Source organism: Burkholderia sp. Ac-20344 (assembly GCF_017104975.1).
GTDB lineage: Bacteria > Pseudomonadota > Gammaproteobacteria > Burkholderiales > Burkholderiaceae > Burkholderia.
This window is the reverse complement of record NZ_JAAGPP010000103.1, coordinates 15,664-34,421: the sequence shown is the minus strand read 5'-3', so window position 1 is coordinate 34,421 and position 18,758 is coordinate 15,664. Positions and strand designations below refer to the sequence as shown.

General features: G+C 67.0%; 16 protein-coding genes. 4 read left to right on the top strand and 12 right to left on the bottom strand.

All coding sequences use genetic code 11. From position 1 onward, the window contains the following. Window positions 1-180 precede the first annotated feature (180 nt). A complete protein-coding gene (locus G3N64_RS27045) occupies window positions 181-396 on the bottom strand; it encodes a DUF3820 family protein (RefSeq protein ID WP_205786648.1) in 216 nt (71 codons plus the stop codon). A 256-nt stretch (window positions 397-652) separates the two neighbouring features. Here G3N64_RS27045 and G3N64_RS27040 point away from each other — a divergent pair, with 256 nt between their 5' ends. Further along, on the top strand, window positions 653-841 hold the full coding sequence (locus tag G3N64_RS27040) for a hypothetical protein (protein ID WP_174957732.1): 189 nt from the start codon (window positions 653-655) through the stop codon (window positions 839-841). Window positions 842-1,095: 254 nt separating this feature from the next. Here the strand turns inward: G3N64_RS27040 and G3N64_RS27035 are convergent, their stop codons facing one another. After that, window positions 1,096-1,413 (bottom strand): hypothetical protein, encoded by a 318-nt coding sequence (locus G3N64_RS27035; RefSeq protein WP_205786646.1) that lies wholly within the window; start codon window positions 1,411-1,413, stop codon window positions 1,096-1,098. A 603-nt stretch (window positions 1,414-2,016) separates the two neighbouring features. Between G3N64_RS27035 and G3N64_RS27030 the strand changes: the two genes are divergently transcribed. After that, window positions 2,017-2,310 carry a DUF1330 domain-containing protein gene (locus tag G3N64_RS27030; protein ID WP_205786647.1) on the top strand — a complete coding sequence of 98 codons (294 nt, stop codon included), beginning with the start codon at window positions 2,017-2,019 and terminating at the stop codon, window positions 2,308-2,310. 271 nt (window positions 2,311-2,581) lie between these two features. Here G3N64_RS27030 and G3N64_RS39930 read toward each other — a convergent pair whose 3' ends face one another. From G3N64_RS39930 to G3N64_RS27010, 4 genes are all read right to left on the bottom strand, one after another. Then, entirely contained in the window at window positions 2,582-2,731 is a 150-nt protein-coding gene (locus G3N64_RS39930; protein ID WP_241021236.1) for a hypothetical protein, read from the bottom strand. 307 nt (window positions 2,732-3,038) lie between these two features. Beyond that, the gene (locus G3N64_RS27020; protein WP_205786645.1) at window positions 3,039-3,698 is read right to left on the bottom strand and encodes an OmpA family protein; all 660 of its coding nucleotides are present in this window, start codon (window positions 3,696-3,698) and stop codon (window positions 3,039-3,041) included. A gap of 125 nt (window positions 3,699-3,823) precedes the next feature. Beyond that, window positions 3,824-8,422, bottom strand: coding sequence for a YadA-like family protein (locus G3N64_RS27015; protein WP_205786644.1), 4,599 nt, complete (start codon window positions 8,420-8,422; stop codon window positions 3,824-3,826). Between the two features lie 1,074 nt (window positions 8,423-9,496). Then, window positions 9,497-9,676, bottom strand: coding sequence for a hypothetical protein (locus tag G3N64_RS27010; protein ID WP_205786643.1), 180 nt, complete (start codon window positions 9,674-9,676; stop codon window positions 9,497-9,499). Window positions 9,677-9,867: 191 nt separating this feature from the next. Here G3N64_RS27010 and G3N64_RS27005 point away from each other — a divergent pair, with 191 nt between their 5' ends. Together G3N64_RS27005 and G3N64_RS27000 are read left to right on the top strand one after the other, a co-directional pair. After that, a complete protein-coding gene (locus G3N64_RS27005; RefSeq protein ID WP_205786642.1) occupies window positions 9,868-10,701 on the top strand; it encodes a response regulator in 834 nt (277 codons plus the stop codon). Further along, window positions 10,694-13,018, top strand: coding sequence for a sensor histidine kinase (locus G3N64_RS27000; protein WP_205786641.1), 2,325 nt, complete (start codon window positions 10,694-10,696; stop codon window positions 13,016-13,018). The genes G3N64_RS27005 and G3N64_RS27000 overlap by 8 nt, the downstream gene beginning before the upstream one ends. A gap of 147 nt (window positions 13,019-13,165) precedes the next feature. On the opposite strand, the gene yjfF is transcribed toward G3N64_RS27000, so the two are convergent. The 6 genes from yjfF to G3N64_RS26970 form a co-directional block, all read right to left on the bottom strand. Then, entirely contained in the window at window positions 13,166-14,254 is a 1,089-nt protein-coding gene (gene yjfF / locus G3N64_RS26995; protein ID WP_205786640.1) for a galactofuranose ABC transporter, permease protein YjfF, read from the bottom strand. After that, complete coding sequence (locus G3N64_RS26990) at window positions 14,251-15,291, bottom strand: ABC transporter permease (RefSeq protein WP_205786639.1); 1,041 nt, start codon at window positions 15,289-15,291, stop codon at window positions 14,251-14,253. The genes yjfF and G3N64_RS26990 overlap by 4 nt, the downstream gene beginning before the upstream one ends. After that, window positions 15,288-16,802 carry a sugar ABC transporter ATP-binding protein gene (locus G3N64_RS26985; protein WP_205786638.1) on the bottom strand — a complete coding sequence of 505 codons (1,515 nt, stop codon included), beginning with the start codon at window positions 16,800-16,802 and terminating at the stop codon, window positions 15,288-15,290. Before G3N64_RS26985 ends, G3N64_RS26990 begins: the two co-directional genes overlap by 4 nt. 71 nt (window positions 16,803-16,873) lie before the next feature. Beyond that, window positions 16,874-17,836: an ABC transporter substrate-binding protein gene (locus G3N64_RS26980; protein WP_205786637.1), complete on the bottom strand. Its 963-nt coding sequence runs from the start codon at window positions 17,834-17,836 to the stop codon at window positions 16,874-16,876. A gap of 199 nt (window positions 17,837-18,035) precedes the next feature. Next, the gene (locus G3N64_RS26975) at window positions 18,036-18,239 is read right to left on the bottom strand and encodes a hypothetical protein (protein WP_205786636.1); all 204 of its coding nucleotides are present in this window, start codon (window positions 18,237-18,239) and stop codon (window positions 18,036-18,038) included. 15 nt (window positions 18,240-18,254) lie between these two features. Then, window positions 18,255-18,539, bottom strand: a complete 285-nt coding sequence (locus G3N64_RS26970; protein ID WP_205786635.1) for a DUF4148 domain-containing protein — start codon at window positions 18,537-18,539, stop codon at window positions 18,255-18,257. Between the last annotated feature and the right edge of the window lie 219 nt (window positions 18,540-18,758).

Here is an 18,758-nt window from a genome sequence, read left to right as displayed (position 1 = left end):
ATCACCAGCCACCCACCAGGCCCGGTGACAACACCCCCCGGATCATGACTGCGACTGGGGGCGGGAATCATGCCGGGCCTGGCTGGCCAAAGCCCCAATTATCGGGGCGTGAAGATAGTAACGGGGGCGTCGATCACGTCGATCGAAGCGGGAGCCCGGGGCATTCGCCCCTGATTGACGTCATCCGCGTTTGCGCAACGGCGCCAACAAGTCCCGCAGGCCGTTGTGATCGATCTCGTGCATCAGCGCAAGCTGCCGGCCGATTTCGCCGCGCGGGAACCCTTCGCGGGCCAGCCAATTGAGGTAAGGCCCGGGCAGGTCGGCGATGAGCCGGCCCTGGTATTTTCCAAAGGGCATGGTGACGGTGACGAGGTGTTCGAGGTCTGGATTTTGCATGCGGGTATTGTGCACGGCTTTTCGCACGTGTCGCATGCCGAGCGATTGAAGGTCGGGTTCCGGCCCTTCACGGGAGGCCGAATCGTGACGCCGTTCCAGGTTGACGGCCATCGATCACCTCCGGCTGGCGGCAGCCGAACATTCGAGGCGGCAGCACCTCCGGCAACGACTTCACGCAAAGGCCGCTGCAAACCGCCTGCGCCCCGTTTCTGGCCTGCTAGACTGGAATTCCCCCCTGCAAACGATGGAGGGAATCATGTTGTCCGTCTACGTCGTGAAGACCGGCGAGCAATTCCTGTGTACTGCCGAGGATGGCGATATCGGCATGGCACCGGCGGTTGAAGATGCCACGTCGTTTCTTTCGTACGAGGAAGCGGAAAAGGCAGCGCACGTGCATGCCGACCCCGGATACGAAATCGTGGCCGTCTGCGTGCTCAGACACTGACCTGGCGCCCGCCGCCGGGCGCTCGGCGAGGAGATGTGGCTCGCGGTTACGCTGGCGCCATGCGACATGGGTGGCGCGATTGGCTGCGTCCCAAATTACCTGCGAATGGACGAACTGCGCGTCGACACGCCCGCCGTGTACGGTGCGACGCGGCGCACACGTAACGCGAAACGCGCCTTTCCTGAAACGCCTGGCATCCGGTGCGCACTGCTCGCATGCGGCGCTGCCGGGAATCGGAGCGTCGTTGCTCCGTTTTATCGTCTGGGTCCTTTCATGGCCTCCGACTCCATGGCCGCATTCCACTCCTCATTCGCCTCGATCGGGTCCATCGCTTCGTCAACCGACGCCGTGGCGCGCTCGGCCGCCGCGATGGTTTCGTCTGCCTCGGAAGCGACATCACCCTCGCCGTCGCCTGGGGGATGCAGCATGTCCTTGAGCATCGCGCTCAACTCCGGCGTGTCCCATGGCAGCCCACGCCGAGTCCGATCCTTGATGTAGTGCCTCACTTCCGCGTCCTGCTCCACGGTCAGCGGCAGCCCCCGGAAGGTGCTTTGTGGGCCAGCATCGATCATCGCATTCTCCTGTTTCTAGGGCATTTTCAGTGTACTCGCCATGACAGGCATGCGAGCGGCGATCGGTGCGCGCTTGCGTCGGATCAAACGTGTGGGCTCGATGGGTGAGCGGCGGCCAGGAGCAGCCCTATCCGTAAAGCGCAAAATGTTCTCCCTAGCGGTCGTGGGTGGCGTCCATTTCGGACAAGAACGGTGCCCCATGCAGTGCGCAATCCAGGATCGTCGCACGTTGACTAGCCTTTCCGAGGTTGTCTCGCGCTTCGTCGCTCAGGGGTCATGTCATGTCGATGAGGATTCTGCGGCGTTGGCCAACTCCGCCATTGCCTTCCTTGCCGAACGAAGGTGTTCATCTCCCATCCGACGGGTGAGTTCCGCCTTGGCCCGACTCCATACCGGGAACGCATCGACCATGAGTTGACGCCCCGATGTCGTCAGAGCGAGCCGCTTTCCAGCGCGACCCCGTCCGCCTGTAGCGCTGACCAAATCTCTGCTCTCCAGATTCTGAACATTTCGGCTGAGGGTAGTCGGATCGGCCCCGGCACGATCGGCAAGATCAACGAGCGTCGCCCCCTCGGCCGCACCGATCCCAATAGTGAGGGCACAATGCCTGCATACGTACACGTCAACCTACGCGTCATCGACTCCGCCAAGCAGGCCGCGCTCGCGCCACGCTTTCAGGCGGCGCTAACAGAGGCGGGCGGGAAGATCCTGCATTTCGGTCCTGTTGCGCAGATTCTAGAGGGGGATGAGGTGCCGCTGCCGATGGCCGGCGTGTTTGAGTTTCCGACTCTCGCCCAAGCGCTAGCCTTCTACCATTCCGAACGGTATGCGCCGATCAAGACCGAGCGCCGGGAAGCCCAGCAAGCGCGGATGTTCATAGTCGAAACGCACTCGTGAGTAACCGCTTTCGGAAAGCGTGACGGTCCGGAATCGGGCGTTTGCCGCCCTTGAAGCTTGTCCACATACGCTTCAATCGAACCAGCTTCAGCCATTCGACAATTGCAGCCCCGCCCATCCGATTGCAGTCTCACTCATTCCATTTCCCGCAGCGGCACCAAGCGGCGCTCACGCCCGGCGCGGCAATGCGGTAGCGGGCGCCGACGGCCCCACTGCATCGGCGCCCGCCAACCGGCCCGCAGGCCGGTCATGCGGCTTCAACCCTCCTTGCCTACGCCCCCTTCTCGCCGAAGGCCTCGCACTCCGGCTTGTCCCATCGCGTATTCACCACGCGGTTATTCGAATCGAACTCGATCCGGTACTGGCAGATTGCGACCTTGCCGGCGTCGCGGAACGGGAACAGGTCGTTCCACGTCCGCACGTGGAAGATCCACTCGTGGAATGCGGCGGCCCGAGCAGTTCGTATAGCGGGTTCTTCGTCACACGCGGCTGGACCTGCGCCAGATTGGCGAGATTCGGGTACGTACCCTCGGGCAGCGTGGCCATATCGGCCGACGGGAACGCGGATCGCCCTGCTGCGCGGCGCATCCGGTCAGGCCGGCGGCACCGCACACGCCCGCCGCGACGCGTTGCCTGACTCGACCGCCTGCGTCGCCGGACGGTGCTGCTGCCGCAAGCGAGCCGTCCGGTTTCGACGGTCACGCCTGCGGCAACCCGCTGGCGACGTCTTACTTCTGCAGCGAGATTTCCACCCGGCGATTGCGCGCCCGCCCTTCGGCGGTCTCGTTCGATGCCGCCGGATTGGTTTCTCCATGCCCCGCCGCCGCGAACGATTCCGCCTTCAGCCCGTGTTCGCGCAGATACCCCGCGACAGCATCGGCGCGGCGCTTCGACAGCGCCTGGTTGTGCGCATCCGAGCCGGTCGCGTCGGTATAACCGTCCACTTCCACGCGCGAGAAATGCTTGTCGCCCTGCTGGTTCAGCAGCGTGTCGAGCGCGGCGGTGGCGGCGGACGTCAGCACGGCGGAGTCGGTCGCGAAGTATGCATCGCCGGTCAGGCTCACCTTCTCGACCGCGGCGGGCGCCGGCGCAGCCGCCGCGACCGGCGCGGGTGCCGCACCGCACTGAAACACCATCGAGTGCGGATCGGCGCCGTCGCGGTACGGCGTGGTGGAATCGACCGTGCGCACGGCCTCGTTGCCGCACATGCGCGTCGCGACCTTCATGCAGGTATTGGCGCTCGACAGGATGCCGTGGCAGTCGACGCGGAAGGTCCGGATGCCGTCGCGGGGCTGAAGCTCGTATGCGTTGTACGTCGGTCCCGACGCGCTCGAACAGGCCGCGAGGGAAACGACGGACGCCAGCAGTGCAAGATGGATGTTTTTCACTTGATTACTCCGAAAATGCGATGGGCGCAGCGCGTGCGGCGCAATGGCGCAGCCGCATCCGCGTGCGTTTGCGTTCGGCGCGGTCCGCCCCGGCAGCGCGTGCCGGCACGAACCGCGACGCGCGATCACTTCCACTGATACAGCATGCCCGCGCCGACGACGCGCTGGCTGCCGGCGAAGCCGCCGTTCAGCGTCGCCTTCAGGTTCTCCGTGACGCGCGCCTGCACGCCGACCGCCATGGCCTTCTGCCCCTGGAACGTCGCCGTACCGACCCCCATCGCGAAGTTCGAGTCGCGGTCCATGTGCGGGATCGACGCCATCGCGGCGGTTGCCGCGATCCCTTCACGTGCCATCGAATCGGTCTGCTGGATCTGCTGCTGCATCTGCGTGAGCTGGTTGTTGACCGTGTTCAGCGACTGCGTGAACTGGTTCGACACCGCATTCAGCTGGTTCACGTTCACCGCATCCGTGCCCTGCGTGCCGGCCGCGACGTTGACGACCTGGCGCGCCGACTCCGCCGAGCCGACCGCGACGACGTTCGACCGCCCGCCGTCGTTGCTGCCCGTGCCGATCGCGGCTGAATTGCTGCCCGACGCCGTCGAGCCCACGCCGATGGCGGTAGAACCGTTGCCCGAAGCGTGCGCATTGTTGCCGACCGCCGTGCTGTTCGAGCCCGATGCCACCGCGCCCGACCCGCCCGCCGACGAATTCGGGCCGGTCGAACCCGGCGGCACGTTCGTGCCGTTCGGGTTCGTCGTGTACTGCCCGCCGAGGTTGGTCGTGCGCTGGTCGATCAGCGTCGTCAGCTGGTTCGCGACCGAATCGAGCTGCGAAACGTTCACCGCGTCCGTGCCGTTCTTGCCGGCCGCGAGGCCCGTGATCTGCCGGTTGCCGACGTTCACTTCGCCTGCCGACGATTGCGGGCTGCTCAGGCCGTACGCAACGTAGTTCGTCAACGCGCCGACCGTCGTCAGCGAACCGGCGCCCAACGCCACGCTGTTCGCCAACGTCGCGGACGCACCCGCGCCGAGCGCGAGCGCATCGGTCGCATTGCCGAGCGCGCCGGAACCCAGTGCGACGCTGCCCACACTGACCGCCTTCGCATTTGCGCCTTGCGCGACCGACTGCGCACCCAATGCCGTCGCGCCGCTGCCGAGCGCGAGCGCGTCGGCCTGCGCGGCACTCGCCGCCTGCCCGATCGCGACGCCGCCAGGGGCGGTCTGGTCGACGATCGCGCCGTTGCCGATGCCCACGCCGTTGTCGCCGTTGACGACCGTCGTCGGCCCCACCGCGACCGAGTCCGCGCCGACCGCGAGCGAGTCCGCCGCCGTCGAATTCGCATGGAAATACTTCTGGGCCGTGACCGCGAACGACTGCAATGCGCCGGAGAGCTGCCGCACGGTCACCGCATCCTGCTGCCCGGTGCCGTCCGCGACGTTGGTGATCTGGCGATACGTCCTGCTGGTCGCGTCGCCGACCGACACCGCGCCGAGCAGCGTCTGGTCCGTCGTGTTGAACGGGATCGATGCGGTGCCGTTGCGGATGATGCCCGACGCGGGTGTCGTCGCACGGTCGGATACCGAACCCGAACCGAGCGCGATGCTGCCGTCCACCTTCGAGATCGCGTTCGGGCCGATCGCGACGCTGTCGAGCCCGAGCGCCTGGCTGTCCGGCGCGGTCGAGTTCGCGTGGAAATACTTGATGCCGTGCGCGTTGATGTTGTCGATCGCCGAGCCGACGTTGTTGTTGATCGTCGTCGAACCGTCGCTGTTGTACGTCACGTACGACGGTGCCGAAATCGTCCCGGTCGTCGGGTTGTAGGTGGCCCCGCCGCCGATCGCGCCTGCCGTGCTGTTGCCGAGATTGGTGTTGTTCGATGCGATCGAGCTGAGGCCGGTGGACAGCGAACCGATGCCCGTCGACGTCGCGGTGGACAGCGACGTCAGGTTGCTGTTCGTGCTCGACAGGCCGGTGGACAACGAGCCGACGGTCGTCGAGGTCGACGTCGACAGCGACGCGATCGAGCTGGTCGTCGAACTGAGCCCGGTCGACAGTGAACCGATGCTCGTCGAGGTGGCGGTCGACAGCGACGTGACGTTGCTGTTCGTCGTGCTCAGGCCGGTGGACAGCGAACCGACGACCGTCGACGTCGACGTCGACAGCGACGTGATCGAGCTGTTCGTCGAACTCAGGCCGGTGGACAGAGAGCTGATGCCCGTCGACGTCGAAGTCGACAGCGACGTGACCGTGCTGTTCGTCGAACTCAGGCCGGTGGACAGTGAGCTGATGCCCGTCGACGTCGAAGTCGACAGCGACGTGACCGTGCTGTTCGTCGAACTCAGGCCGGTGGACAGTGAGCTGATGCCGGTCGACGTCGAAGTCGACAGCGAAGCCACCGAGCTGTTGGCCGACGACAGGCCGGTCGACGTGGACGTCGACAAGGACGTCACCGCGCTGTTGGTCGAGCTCAACCCCGTGGACAGCGAGCCGATGCCGGTCGACGTCGACGTGGACAGCGACGTGATCGCACTGTTCGCCGACGACAACCCGGTCGACGTGGAAGTCGACAACGAAGTCACCGAGCTGTTGGTCGAACTCAGCCCTGTCGACAACGAGCCGATGCCGGTCGACGTCGACGTGGACAACGACGTGATCGCACTGTTCGCCGACGACAACCCGGTCGACGTGGAAGTCGACAACGAAGTCACCGAGCTGTTGGTCGAACTCAGCCCTGTCGACAACGAGCCGATGCCGGTCGACGTCGACGTGGACAACGACGTGATCGCGCTATTCGCCGACGACAACCCGGTCGACGTGGAAGTCGACAACGAAGTCACCGAGCTGTTGGTCGAACTCAGCCCTGTCGACAACGAGCTGATCCCGGTTGACGTCGACGTGGACAACGACGTGATCGCGCTATTGGCCGACGACAACCCGGTCGACAACGACGACACCCCCGTCGACAGCGAACTGACACTCGAAGCCGTCGACGTCGACAGCGAATTCACCGCCTGATTCGTCGCGTCGAGCTGCGACCCGTTGATCGCATCCGTGCTCGCCGAACTGATGCGCCCGGCAGCAACATTGGTGATCTGCCGCTCGGTGCCCGCTGCGCCGACGCTGACGACGCTGACCGGATTCGTCCCGTTGAAGTTGTACGTGACGCCGCCGATCGTCGCGCTTGCCGTCGGATTCGGCGCGGCCGTCGTCGACCCCGAGCCGAGTGCGACATCGCCCGCATTGTTCGCCACGGCCGACGCACCGAACGCCACCGCACCCGCCGCCGCGGCCGTCGACGTGTTGCCGAGCGCGAGCGACCCGGTGCCCTGTGCGATGTTCGAATTGCCGATTGCGACCGCGCCGTCGCCGTTCGCCGTGTTGTTCGACCCGGCCGTGACCGCGCCGGTGCCGATCGCGGTGCTCGGGTCGCCGATCGCCACCGCACCGTTGCCGCTGACCGTCTGGCCCAGGCCGAGCGCGACAGCGCCGACGCCGCCCAGCACCTTCGAGCTGTTGCCGCCGGCAATCGAACCCGCGCCCGCCGCTGCCGCGACCGAGTTGCTGTCGCCGATCGCCACGGTGGAACCCGCCGCCGCGACGCTGTTGATGCCGATGGCCGTCGCATTCGTGGCCGACGCCGTCGCACCGGGCCCCAGGGCGGTCGCCGAGATGCCGGTCGCCAGCGCGAGATTACCGAGCGCGGTCGCGAACTGCTGCGTCGCAGCCGACTGCACCCCCATCGCAATCGAACTGACACCCGATGCATTGGCGTTCAATCCGAACGCCATCGCGGAATTGGCGCCGGCCGTCGTGGCCGAGCCCAGCGCGATCGAACTGGTGCCGAGCGACTGCGTGCCCGAGCCCGGTACGCCGGCCGTCCCGCCCCAGCCGATCGCGATCGACGACGTGCCCTTCGCACCGCTGTTCACCCCCATCGCCACGCCCGAATTGCCGGAAGCCAGCGCGCCGCTGCCCACGGCAACGGCGGCAGCGCCCGAGCCGGTCGATTGGTTGCCGAGGGCCACCGAGCCCGTCAGGTCCGCATGCGACGCATAGCCGAGCGCGACGCTTTGCGCGCCGGCCGCGCTCGCCCCGAGGCCGAGCGCGGCCGCGTACTGACCGGAAGCCAGCGCATTGTTGCCGAGCCCGATGGCCGACACACCGGTCGCGGCCGCACCGCTGCCCATCGCGACCGATCCGCTTTGCGTCGCACTCGACAGGTTGCCGACGGCAACCGAGTAGGCGCCCGAGCCGATCGCCTGCACGCCCATCGACGTACTGTTGATACCGGTCGCCTGCGCGTTGATGCCGACGGCCGTCGAAGCGTCGGCCATCGCATGCGCGCCCGGGCCGATCGCCGTGGCCGACACGCCTGCCGCCGTCGACAGGTTGCCGTAAGCCGTCGAGTTGACCTGCGAAGCAATGGATCCCTGACCGATCGAGATCGCGCTGATGCCGCCGCTCGCGGTACCCCCGTCTTGCTGGTACTGCGCGTGCGCACCGGCATGAAACAGCGCGAGATACGCGGACGCCATCAGCACGGTGAGCCGCCTGAGCGACGAAGCCGAAGGCGTGCCCGCACGTGCCGCGGCCCCTCCGTCCACGGCCCGCTCCGGCGTGCCGCGCGACGACGCGACGCGCTTTCCGCGCGCGCGATCAAGCTCCGAAGCCGCAACCCAGGCTCCCAATGCTTCGTTCCAGATCGACTTGAACGACTTGTTCATCTTGTCTTCCCTCGGTTCTCATGTGCTGGATGACGCAACGGCGAACACGGCGGCCGGCGGGAACGCCCCTGCACGTTCCCGCCCGCGTCGCGTAGCCACGCTATACACTTTGGATCACTAACTAAACGACTGAACAACGCTGCACGGCACTCGCGATCGGCATCGCGATCACACGACCGCACGCCGCCCGTGCCCGTCGGCACGATGCGAGACGATCGCCGGTTATCGACTCATCGAAGCCGGCGTGGCGGACCCGACGGCGGCACGATGCAGGACGCATCGCTCATCCGCGCGCGCGAACGCCATCGCGCCGAACCCGCGACGACCTTGAATCTCATGGGACAGCGTCATTCAGACGCCGGATAGGCGGAAGCCGGCCCGCACCCGGGGGGCGGCCCGCCCTGTTTCATTCAGGAGGAGGATGACGTCGTGCGATCCCCGGGACTGAAGCATGCGCCGCCGGTTCGTGCGAACCGGTGCGGTGGCTTGTCATGCCTGCTGTGCTCATCGTTTTCGTGCCCGCCTGATTCGAGAGCGCACCGCGCGCGGCCGCCCCCCGATGGATCGAACCCTCGGACGGCCAACGCGCGACCACTCACCCTTTCCGTCCGGCCGTCAAACGCATTTCCCGGATTTCCGGAACTGCCCCGACGACTTGCCGGACGACCCCTGCACCGAATTAATCGAGCGAATTTTCTTGACCATTTCGTCTCGACCGGCGCATCACACCCGACCACATTTCAAGATTCACCGATTTCTCTTATATAACAACGTATTCGGTAAATAATGAAATTTTCATTACCCTCGTGCCAGTTATTCGTTTGCTACCGCATTCCCATATCATGGGATACCGCATCGTTCAATGTCACATTGGTATCGCATGCACCTCGATGGGAATTCGGCATGCGATCCGCGCGATCCGGGCCGTCTCGAAAGAACCGATTCCAGCCGCGCCGGGGCTAGTGTGCGGGCATCCGTCCGAACGAACCTTTTCCCGAGCGGAAAAACTGTTTTCCGGAGCGGACGGCATTTACATTCATACATTCCGGTGCGAAACCCATTTCCATTCACACCTCATTTCGACCCGATGATGGCAAAAAAATTAATCAGGCCGATGACGATCGATCTCATCCACCTTACATTGAGCACGCCGCGTTCCCGACACATGACAAGCCAATTCACCGCCCGGATCAATTCGAATTCAACATCATAAATCCGGCAATAAAGACCGATATTAATCAACCGATCCGGCATGTTTTTCCGTTTCCGTTTCTTCCAGCCGGACGCCGCCCCGACAAGCCCGCAGCACCTCGTCGCACAAGCCCCCACGAATCACACGGAATCCTCACAGTCGGCGCGGCTGTCGGCATATAATTTTTCGCAACAATCGCGCAGACAGCGATGCGCTCTAACCGACCCGCCACCCTTCCAACGCGCCCGCAACCATGTCATCCCGCTCGTCCAGTCCGGCGTTGCCTCGTCCCACGCCGGATCTCGCCGACGCACATATTCTTGTCGTCGACGATCGCCCGAACGACCTGCGGCTCCTGACCGAAATCCTGCGTGCCGCGCGATGCCGGATCAGCGTCGCGTTCGACGGGCTGCAGGCCTATCACCGCGCCCAGGCGATCGTGCCCGACCTGATCCTGATGGATGTCCGCATGCCGCGCATGGACGGCTTCGCCGCGTGCCGGCTGCTGGCGTCGACCCCTTCGACGCAATCGATCCCGGTCATCATCCTGACGGCCGCGGGCGATCTCGAGGATCGTATCGCCGGGCTCGAAACCGGCGCGATCGACTACATCATCAAGCCGTTCGAGCCGACCGAAGTGCTGGCCCGGATCCGCAATCACCTGAAGCGGGCACGGCGCAGCCAGCCGTTCGCGCATCTGCCCGAGCTGCCCGACAACCCGGATGCGACCCTCGTGCGCGCGGCGACCGAGGTCCTGCTGCGCGACCTGCGCCACCCGCCGGCGCTCGAGGCGCTCGCCAGGCAGGTCGGCACGCACGAAAAGCGCCTGTCCCGCGTGTTCCGCGACCATCTCGGCCAGACCGTGTTCGAATACCTGCGCGACACACGCCTGCGCGCCGCGATGCATTTCCTCGCGGAGACGTCGATGGGGATCGGCGACATCGCCGAGGAAATCGGCTTCTCCACACCCGGCAACTTCGCGACGGCGTTCCGCGAACGCTTCGGCATCACGCCGTCCGACTGGCGGCGCCAGCGCCATGCGGTGAATGCGCCCGCCTCGCCCGGGGAGCACCATCACGATGCGTAGCCGCCACGCGGCATGGGCAGCCGGATGCCGCGCGGCGCTGCTGCTTCTGCTCGCGATGGCCGTCACCTGCGCGACGGCGCGTGCCGCGTCGACGCCGAACCCCGCGCAACTGGACGCCGTGTCGGTATTCGAAGACGCGAGCACCACGATGTCCGCCGACCAGGTTGCCGCACGGCTCGCCGATCCGGGTCATGGCACGCCGCTGGCAAGCACGTCGTCGTTCAACGTCGAGTTCTCGCGATCGGCATGGTGGATCCGCGCGGCGCTGACCAACCGCGACAGCGCCGCGCGCCCGCTGGTGCTGGCGATTCGCGACGCACGAGTCGACCAGGCGGACTTCTTTGTCGAACGGAACGGCCGGTGGACACTCGACAGCCGCTTCCCGGCCGCTCGCGCGGGCGGTGATGCCGCCGCGCCGCCATCGCGCTACCCGACACTCGACGTCACGCTGCGCGCCGGCGAAAGCATCCCCGTGCTGATCCGCGTCACGTCGCGCAAGGAATTGCGGCTCGCGCCGGCCGCGTTCACGCGTGCGGCGTGGGATGCGCTGGAACGGCGCGCGACGATGTGGGACTTCGGCTTCTTCGGCGGCCTGCTCGCGCTCGTGTGGTGCGCGCTGCTGATCGGGTTCTTTTCGCGCAGCGGCGTGTTCCATGTGCTGGCCGCGATTGCGCTGGGCACGACGCTGTTCGAAGCGACTTACCGCGGCTATACGGCGATGGCGTTACCGCTTGCGCTGCGTGAATGGTCGGCGCGCGGCGAAGTGATCTTCGCGTACCTGGCGGTCGCCTGCTTCATCGTCTTCATCCTGATGGTCGCGCGGCGCGAGCAGGCGAAGCTGCCGATGCGCGCGATCTACATGGTATTCCTGGCGCTCGAATGCGTCGGCATGATCGGCGCCGCATGCGGCGACCTGCTGACGTTCACGTGGTTCTGCCTGCGGCTGAACGCGGCGCTCGGAATCCTCAACATCAGCCTGGCGCTGATGCTCGCGATCCGCCGGACGCCGACCGGCCGCGTGATGCTGATCGCCGTCGCGTTCGCCACCTTCAACATGCTGATCCGCGTGCTCGACGGCATGAACACGCTGCCGCCGGCACTCGCGTGGCTGAAATCCGACATCTACCCGAACCCCGTCCTCGCGATCGTCGGGCTCGCCACGCACCTGCTGGTGCTGGCCGCATGGATCCACCACGTGGGCCGTCAGCGCGCCGAGGCGAGGAAGCGGCTCGAACACTGGCAGCTCACCGAGCAGGATCGCCTGCGCGACGAAGTCGCACGACGCACGCTCGCGCTCAACGACGCGCTGCAACAGGTGACGACCCACATGCAGCAGAAGATCGAGACGCTCGGCTACGTCAGTCACGACCTGCGCGCGCCGTTGTCCACGATCAACGGCTACGCGAAGCTGCTGCTGCAAGGCGCGACGCGCGGCCAGGCGCGGCTGATCCGGTCGATCGATCGCAGCATCCGCTACCAGCTCACGCTGATCGACGAACTGCTCGCGTTCACGAAGGCCGAGCTGCAGCCGCTCGGTGTGTCGCCGGATGCAACCGACCTGCCCGGCCTGCTCGACGACATCGGCCACTACGCGGTCGCGCTGTGCGCGCAGCAGGACAACCGGTTCGTCTACCGGCCGGCCACGGCGTTGCCGCGCACGGTATCGATCGACGGCATGCGGCTGCAGCAGGTGCTGCTCAACCTGTTGTCCAACGCGTCGAAGTTCACGCGCGACGGTACGGTCACGCTGTCGGTGCATGCGTCGCGCGAAGGCGACGCATGGCGCCTGCTGTTCGAGGTCGCCGATACGGGCATCGGGATCGACATCAGCGGAACCCGCGACATCTTCCGCGCGTACCAGCAGGTGCAGGCCGTGAACGGCGGCACCGGGCTCGGCCTGTTCATCGCGCAGCGCATCGTCGGCGCGATGGGTGGCGAGCTGGCCGTCGCCAGCCAGCCGGGCGCGGGCACCGCGTTCTCGTTCGCGTTCGTCGCGCCGGCCGTCGGGCACACGCTCGTGCCTGCGTCGGAGCTCGTCCGCCGGTTTCATCCGGACGACGATGCCGAGCCGGACGTCCCCATGCCCGCGATGCCGTGCCCGCCCGACGATGCGCTCCACGCACTGATCCGGCTGGCCGACAACGGGCAACTCACCGATATCGAGGAATGGCTCGGCCAGTATGCGAACGAGCCGGATTACGCGGCCTTCGTGCGGGACGTGCGCGAGCACCTCGAAGCGCTGGATCTGGACGCGATCGGGAAACTGGCCGGCTCGCTGAAACGTACGCGCATCGCCGACACGTCGTTCGGCGCCTAGACTCACGCGGCCGGGCCGGCCTGACGGCACTGGCCCCCGCATCGCTCACGCTCCAGTCGGGCGCCGGCCCGACAGCCCACCCATCGGCATCGCCCACCGTCACGTCACGACGCTTCGCGCCGTGCCCCCTGCCGGACGCTGCGCGCGCTACAGCCGCTGCATCGTCGAAACCAGCGCGGCGTCCGCGTCGGGCAACGCCGGCCGCGCCTGCGCGGGGCCGCGCTTCGGCGTCGGCGCACCCAGCCCCGTGCCGCCCGTGCGCCGCCGCGCCGCGTGCCGTTCGATGACCCGCTGCAGCACGCAGAACACGCACAGCAGCGCGCCGATCACGATCCGCGTCCACCACGAACTCAACGTGCCGTCGAACGTGATCAGCACCTGGATCGTGCCGAGAATGCCGACGCCGAATACCGAGCCGATCACATAGCCCACGCCGCCCGTGAGCAGCGTGCCGCCGATCACGGTCGCGGCGATCGCGTCGAGTTCCATCCCCTGCGCCTGCAGCCCGTAACCCGACAGCACGTACAGCGTGAACACCACGCCGCCGAGCGCCGAACAGAAGCCGCTCAGCGCGTACACACCGACCTTCGCGCGCGCGACCGGCAGCCCCATCAGCAGCGCCGAACGCTCGTTGCCGCCGATTGCATACACGTTGCGGCCGAAGCGCGTGAAATGCGCGACGTAGATCGCGCCGGCCAGCGTCGCGAGCGCGATCAGCGCGCCCGCGCTCAGCGTGCCGCCGCCCACCGGCACGCTGATGCCCGCGATCGCATGAAACACCGGCTCGTTGATCGTGATCGACTGCGTCGTGATCAGGAAGCACGCGCCGCGCGCGAGAAACATCCCGGCCAGCGTGACGATGAACGGTTGCAGCCGGAAATAATGGATCAACGCGCCCATCGCCGCGCCGTACAGCGCGCCGAACGCGAGCACCAGCGGCACGATCACCCACACGGGCCAGTGCAGCCGCTCGGCGCCGACCGCGCAGAAGATCGTCGTCAGCGCGACGACCGAGCCGACCGACAGGTCGATGCCGCCCGACACGATCACGAACGTCATCCCGATCGCGACGATCAGCAGGAATGCGTTGTCGACGAGCAGCCCGGTCAGCACCTGCATCGAGAAGAAGCCCGTGTACGTCACGGACCCGAAGCCGAACAGCGCGGCGAACAGTACGATCGTCACGACGATCGGCAGCGTGCGCGGGTCGGCGAGGCGCCCAAGGAGTCGGTTCATCGCGGCGTCGCTCCGGAAGTGGCGCGCGAACGCGCGGAAGACAGCAGCCGCGACGCGTGCCGGACGACCAGCGCACGCGCCGCGTCCGACTGGATCAGCGTCACGACGATCACGACGACCGCCTTGACGACGAGCGTCGCCTCCGGCGGCACGCCGATCGAATAGGTCGTGTAGGTGAGCGTCTGGATGATCAGCGCGCCGAGCACCGAGCCGGCGAGGCTGAAGCGGCCGCCGAGCAGCGACGTGCCGCCGAGCGTCACCGCGAGGATCGCGTCGAGTTCGAGCAGCAGCCCCGCGTTGTTGCCGTCGGCGCTGCGCACGTTCGAGCTTGCGAGGATGCCGGCAAGTGCCGACATCGCGCCGGAACACAGATACACGCCGAACACGACCGCGCCCGAGCGCAACCCGACGAGCCGCGTCGCGACCGGGTTCACGCCGATCGCGCGGATGAACAGCCCGAGCGCCGTGCGATTCACCAGCAGCGCGGTCGCGGCGATCGTCGCAAGCGCGATCCACACCGCGCACGGCACGGCCGCGAGATAGCCGCCGCCGAGCGCGAGGTAGCCGGGTGCGCCGATCGGAATGATCTGGCCGCCCGTCAGCAGTTGCGCGATGCCGCGGCCGGCCACCATCAGGATCAGCGTCGCGATGATGGGCTGCATCCCGACGAACGCGACGAGCAGCCCGTTCCATGCGCCCGCGAGCAGCCCGACGCCGAGTGCAGCGGCCAGCGCCGTGCCGACCCGCGACGGGTCCGCGTCGAGCACGATCGCAGCAGCCGCGCCTGCGATCGCGACGATCGCGCCGACCGAGATGTCGATCCCGCGCGTCGCGATCACGAGTGTCATCCCGAGCGACACGATCACGAGCGGCGCCGCGCGGTTCAGGATATCGACCGGCGCGCCGAACAGGTGACCGTCGAGCAGCGTGATCGACAGGAAACCCGGGCGATGCGCGACGTCGAGCGCGAACAGCAGCGCGAGCGTCAGCACCGGCCACGTGAGCGGATGACGGAACAGCGTGCGCAGACGCGTCATGACTGGCCTCCCGCGATCAACCGGTACACCTGCTCCTCGGATGCGTCGGCGCCTGTCAGTTCGGCAACCTTGCGCCGGTCGCGCAGCACCGCGATCCGGTGGCTCACGCGCACGACTTCACCGATCTCCGACGAGATGAACAGGATCGCGAGCCCCTGCGCGCACAGCGCGAGCACACGCTCCATGATGTCGAACTTTGCCGCGACGTCGATCCCGCGCGTCGGCTCGTCGAGGATCAGCAGCTTCGGCTCCGTCGCGAGCCAGCGCGCGAGCAGCACCTTCTGCTGGTTGCCGCCCGACAGCAGGCCGATCGGCTGCTCCGCGTCGCGCGCCTTGATGCCGAGCCGCGCGATATAGGTATCGGCGAGCTCGCGCTGGCGCGCACGCCCGATCAGCCGCCACCAGCCGCGCCGCGCCTGCAGCGCAAGAACGATGTTCTCGCGGATCGACAGCGCGGCGACGATCCCCTCCTTCTTGCGATCCTCCGGGCAGTATGCGATCCCGTGCCGCACCGCGTCGTGCGGCGACGCAAGCCGCTTGCGCGCGCCGTCGATCTCGATCGCACCGGTATCCGCGCGCTCCGCGGCAAACGCGAGCTGCGCGGTCTCGGTGCGGCCCGAACCGAGCAGCCCGGCCAGCCCGACGATCTCGCCGGGCCGCACGTCGAGGTCGAGCGCGCTCATCATCCCGCGCCGGCCGACCTGCTGCATCGACAGGAACGGTTCGGCCTCGCCGGCGGTGCGCTCGACGGCCGCGGCGCCCGCCTGCAGCGTGTCGGACATCCGCTCGCGGCCGGTCATTTTCGCGACGAGCGCATCGACCGGCAGGTCGCGCGCCAGGTATTCGCCTTCGCGCTCGCCGTTGCGCATCACGGTGATCCGGTCGGACACCGCGTAGGTCTGTTCGAGAAAGTGCGTGACGAACAGGATCGCGATGCCCGACGCCTTCAGCCGGCGCAGCACGTCGAAGAGCCGCGCGACCTCGCCGTCGTCGAGGCTCGAGGTCGGCTCGTCGAGAATCAGCACGCGCGCATCGACCGAGACGGCGCGTGCGATCGCGACCATCTGCTGCACCGCGATCGGATACGCGTCGAGCGAGCGCGTGACGTCGAGCGACAGGTCGAGTTCGGCCAGCGCCGCGCGCGAGCGCGCATGGATCGCTTTCCAGTCGATCGCGCCGCGCCGCATCGGCTGCCGGCCCGCGAAGATGTTCTCCGCGACCGACAGGTTCGCGCACAGGTTCACTTCCTGGTAGAGCGTCTGGATGCCGGCCGCCTCGGCCTCGCGCGGCGCGGCGAAGCGCACGGGCCGGCCGCCGACGCGAATCTCGCCCGCATCGTGCGCATGCACGCCGGTGAGCACGTTGATCAGCGTGGACTTGCCCGCGCCGTTCTGGCCCATCAGCGCGTGAATCTCACCCGGAAACAGCCGGAAGTCCACGCGCTGCAGCGCGCTGACGCCCGGAAACGACTTGTCGATGCCGATCATCTCGACCACCGGCGGATTCGTCATGAATCCTCCCTCGGAGCGGTTGCCATCCGGGCGGCCGATGCCGCCGCCCGTGCCGGATTGTCAGTACGTGCTCAGTACTTGCGGGTCGGCAGAATCTGCGCCGCGACGTTCATCGGGAACACGGTCTCGTTCGTGACGATGCGCTTGGGCAGCGACTTGCCCGCGACGACATCCTTCACCGCGCTCATCAGTTGCGGGCCGAGCAGCGGGCTGCATTCGACGTCGACGTTGATCTTGCCGGCGACCATCGCCTGGAAGCCGCCCTTCGTCGCGTCGAACGACACGACGCTCACGTCCTTGCCGGGCTTGATCCCCGCTTCCTCCATCGCCTGGATCGCGCCGAGCGCCATGTCGTCGTTGTGCGCGTAGACGACGTTGATCTGCTTGCCGTAGGTCTTCGCGAACGCTTCCATCACCTGCTTGCCGCCGGCGAGCGTGAAATCGCCGCTCTGCGACGCGATCACCTTGAATTTCGGATTGCTCTTGATCACTTCGAGCAGGCCGGCACGCCGGTCGTTGGCCGGCGCCGAGCCGACCGTGCCCTGCAGTTCGACGATGTTGATCGGCCCCGCGTCGTTCTTGTAACGCTCTTCCATCCAGTGGCCGGCGCGCCGCCCTTCCTCGAGGAAGTCCGAACCGATCATCGTCACGTACAGCGACGGATCCTTCACGTCGACCCCGCGGTCGGTCAGGATCACCGGAATGTGCGCGGCCTTCGCTTCGGTCAGCACCGGCTCCCAGCCCGATTCGACGACCGGCGAGAACGCGATCACGTCGACCTTCTGCGCGATGAACGAGCGGATCGCGCGAATCTGGTTCTCCTGTTTCTGCTGCGCATCCGAGAATTTCAGGTTGATGCCGGCGTCCTTCGCCGCGCCCTTCACCGACACGGTATTCGCGGTGCGCCACGCGCTTTCCGCGCCGACCTGCGAGAACCCGAGGGTGATCGGCTTCTGCTGCGCGTGCGCACTGCCTGCCAGCACCGTCGCCGCGGCAACGATCGCGCCGGCCGCCAGCTTCCTGATGAATGTCATGGTTCGTCTCCGATGATGTCGTTGTCTGCCGCGGCGCTGTTCTGTTTCTGCGTGGCGCCCGCGCGGGTCGGGGCTGCGCCGGCCGGTGCGTCGAGCCGGCCCGGTCTGCACGCCCCGCATCAGTCTAGAAACAAGTCCGATAACCTTCCAATGAAATATTGGATTGAGGCAATATCGGAATCGGCATACGTATAAACACCTAAGCGGGCGAATCGGCGCGACACGACACGACGCGCGCGGCAGGCAGCCGCGCGTCGCCGGTCCCCCGCGCCGGATTCAACTCGCGCAGCACGCTGGCGCGCCCGCCGTCGTCATCGGAAAGTTGCGGCTGCCCGCGCGCAAAGGCCGGCGCGACCGCCGCCGCGAGCAGCGCGGCGATCGCCAGTCGGGAAAGGACCTTCATTGCCCGACTCCCGCTTCACTGCGCGCTGACGGATGGCACCGGCGTCGATGCAGTCGCGGTCGCGGTGGCCTGCTCGCCGTGCGCGATCGCATAGAGCTCGCGATTGCGCGCGATCGTCTGCGTGCTCGGCGGATAGTCCCAGTTCGACGTCGGCACGGTGCCGTCGCGCTGCGCCTGAACCAGGTCGGCGATCACGTCGGCGCGCGTCGGGCCGGACGACGAAGTCTGCGCGAAGGCGGCCACCGGCGTGCCGATTGCGAGGGCGAGCAGCGCGGCGGCTGCGATCAGTCTGCGATTCATGATGAAACTCTCCAGAACGGTTCGATGAGGACGCATCGTCGATGCGCCGCCGGCGGGACCGCGGATGCGGTTCGCCGCCCGACACCTTCATTCTGGCGACCGCGGCCGGCACGACGCTGACCGCCGGATGACAGTTTTGAAATCTGCCGGCCCCCGCGCAGATAACGGTTTCGTAATCTTCGAGTCAGGACCGGGTCAACGCGGCGACGGCAGACTGCA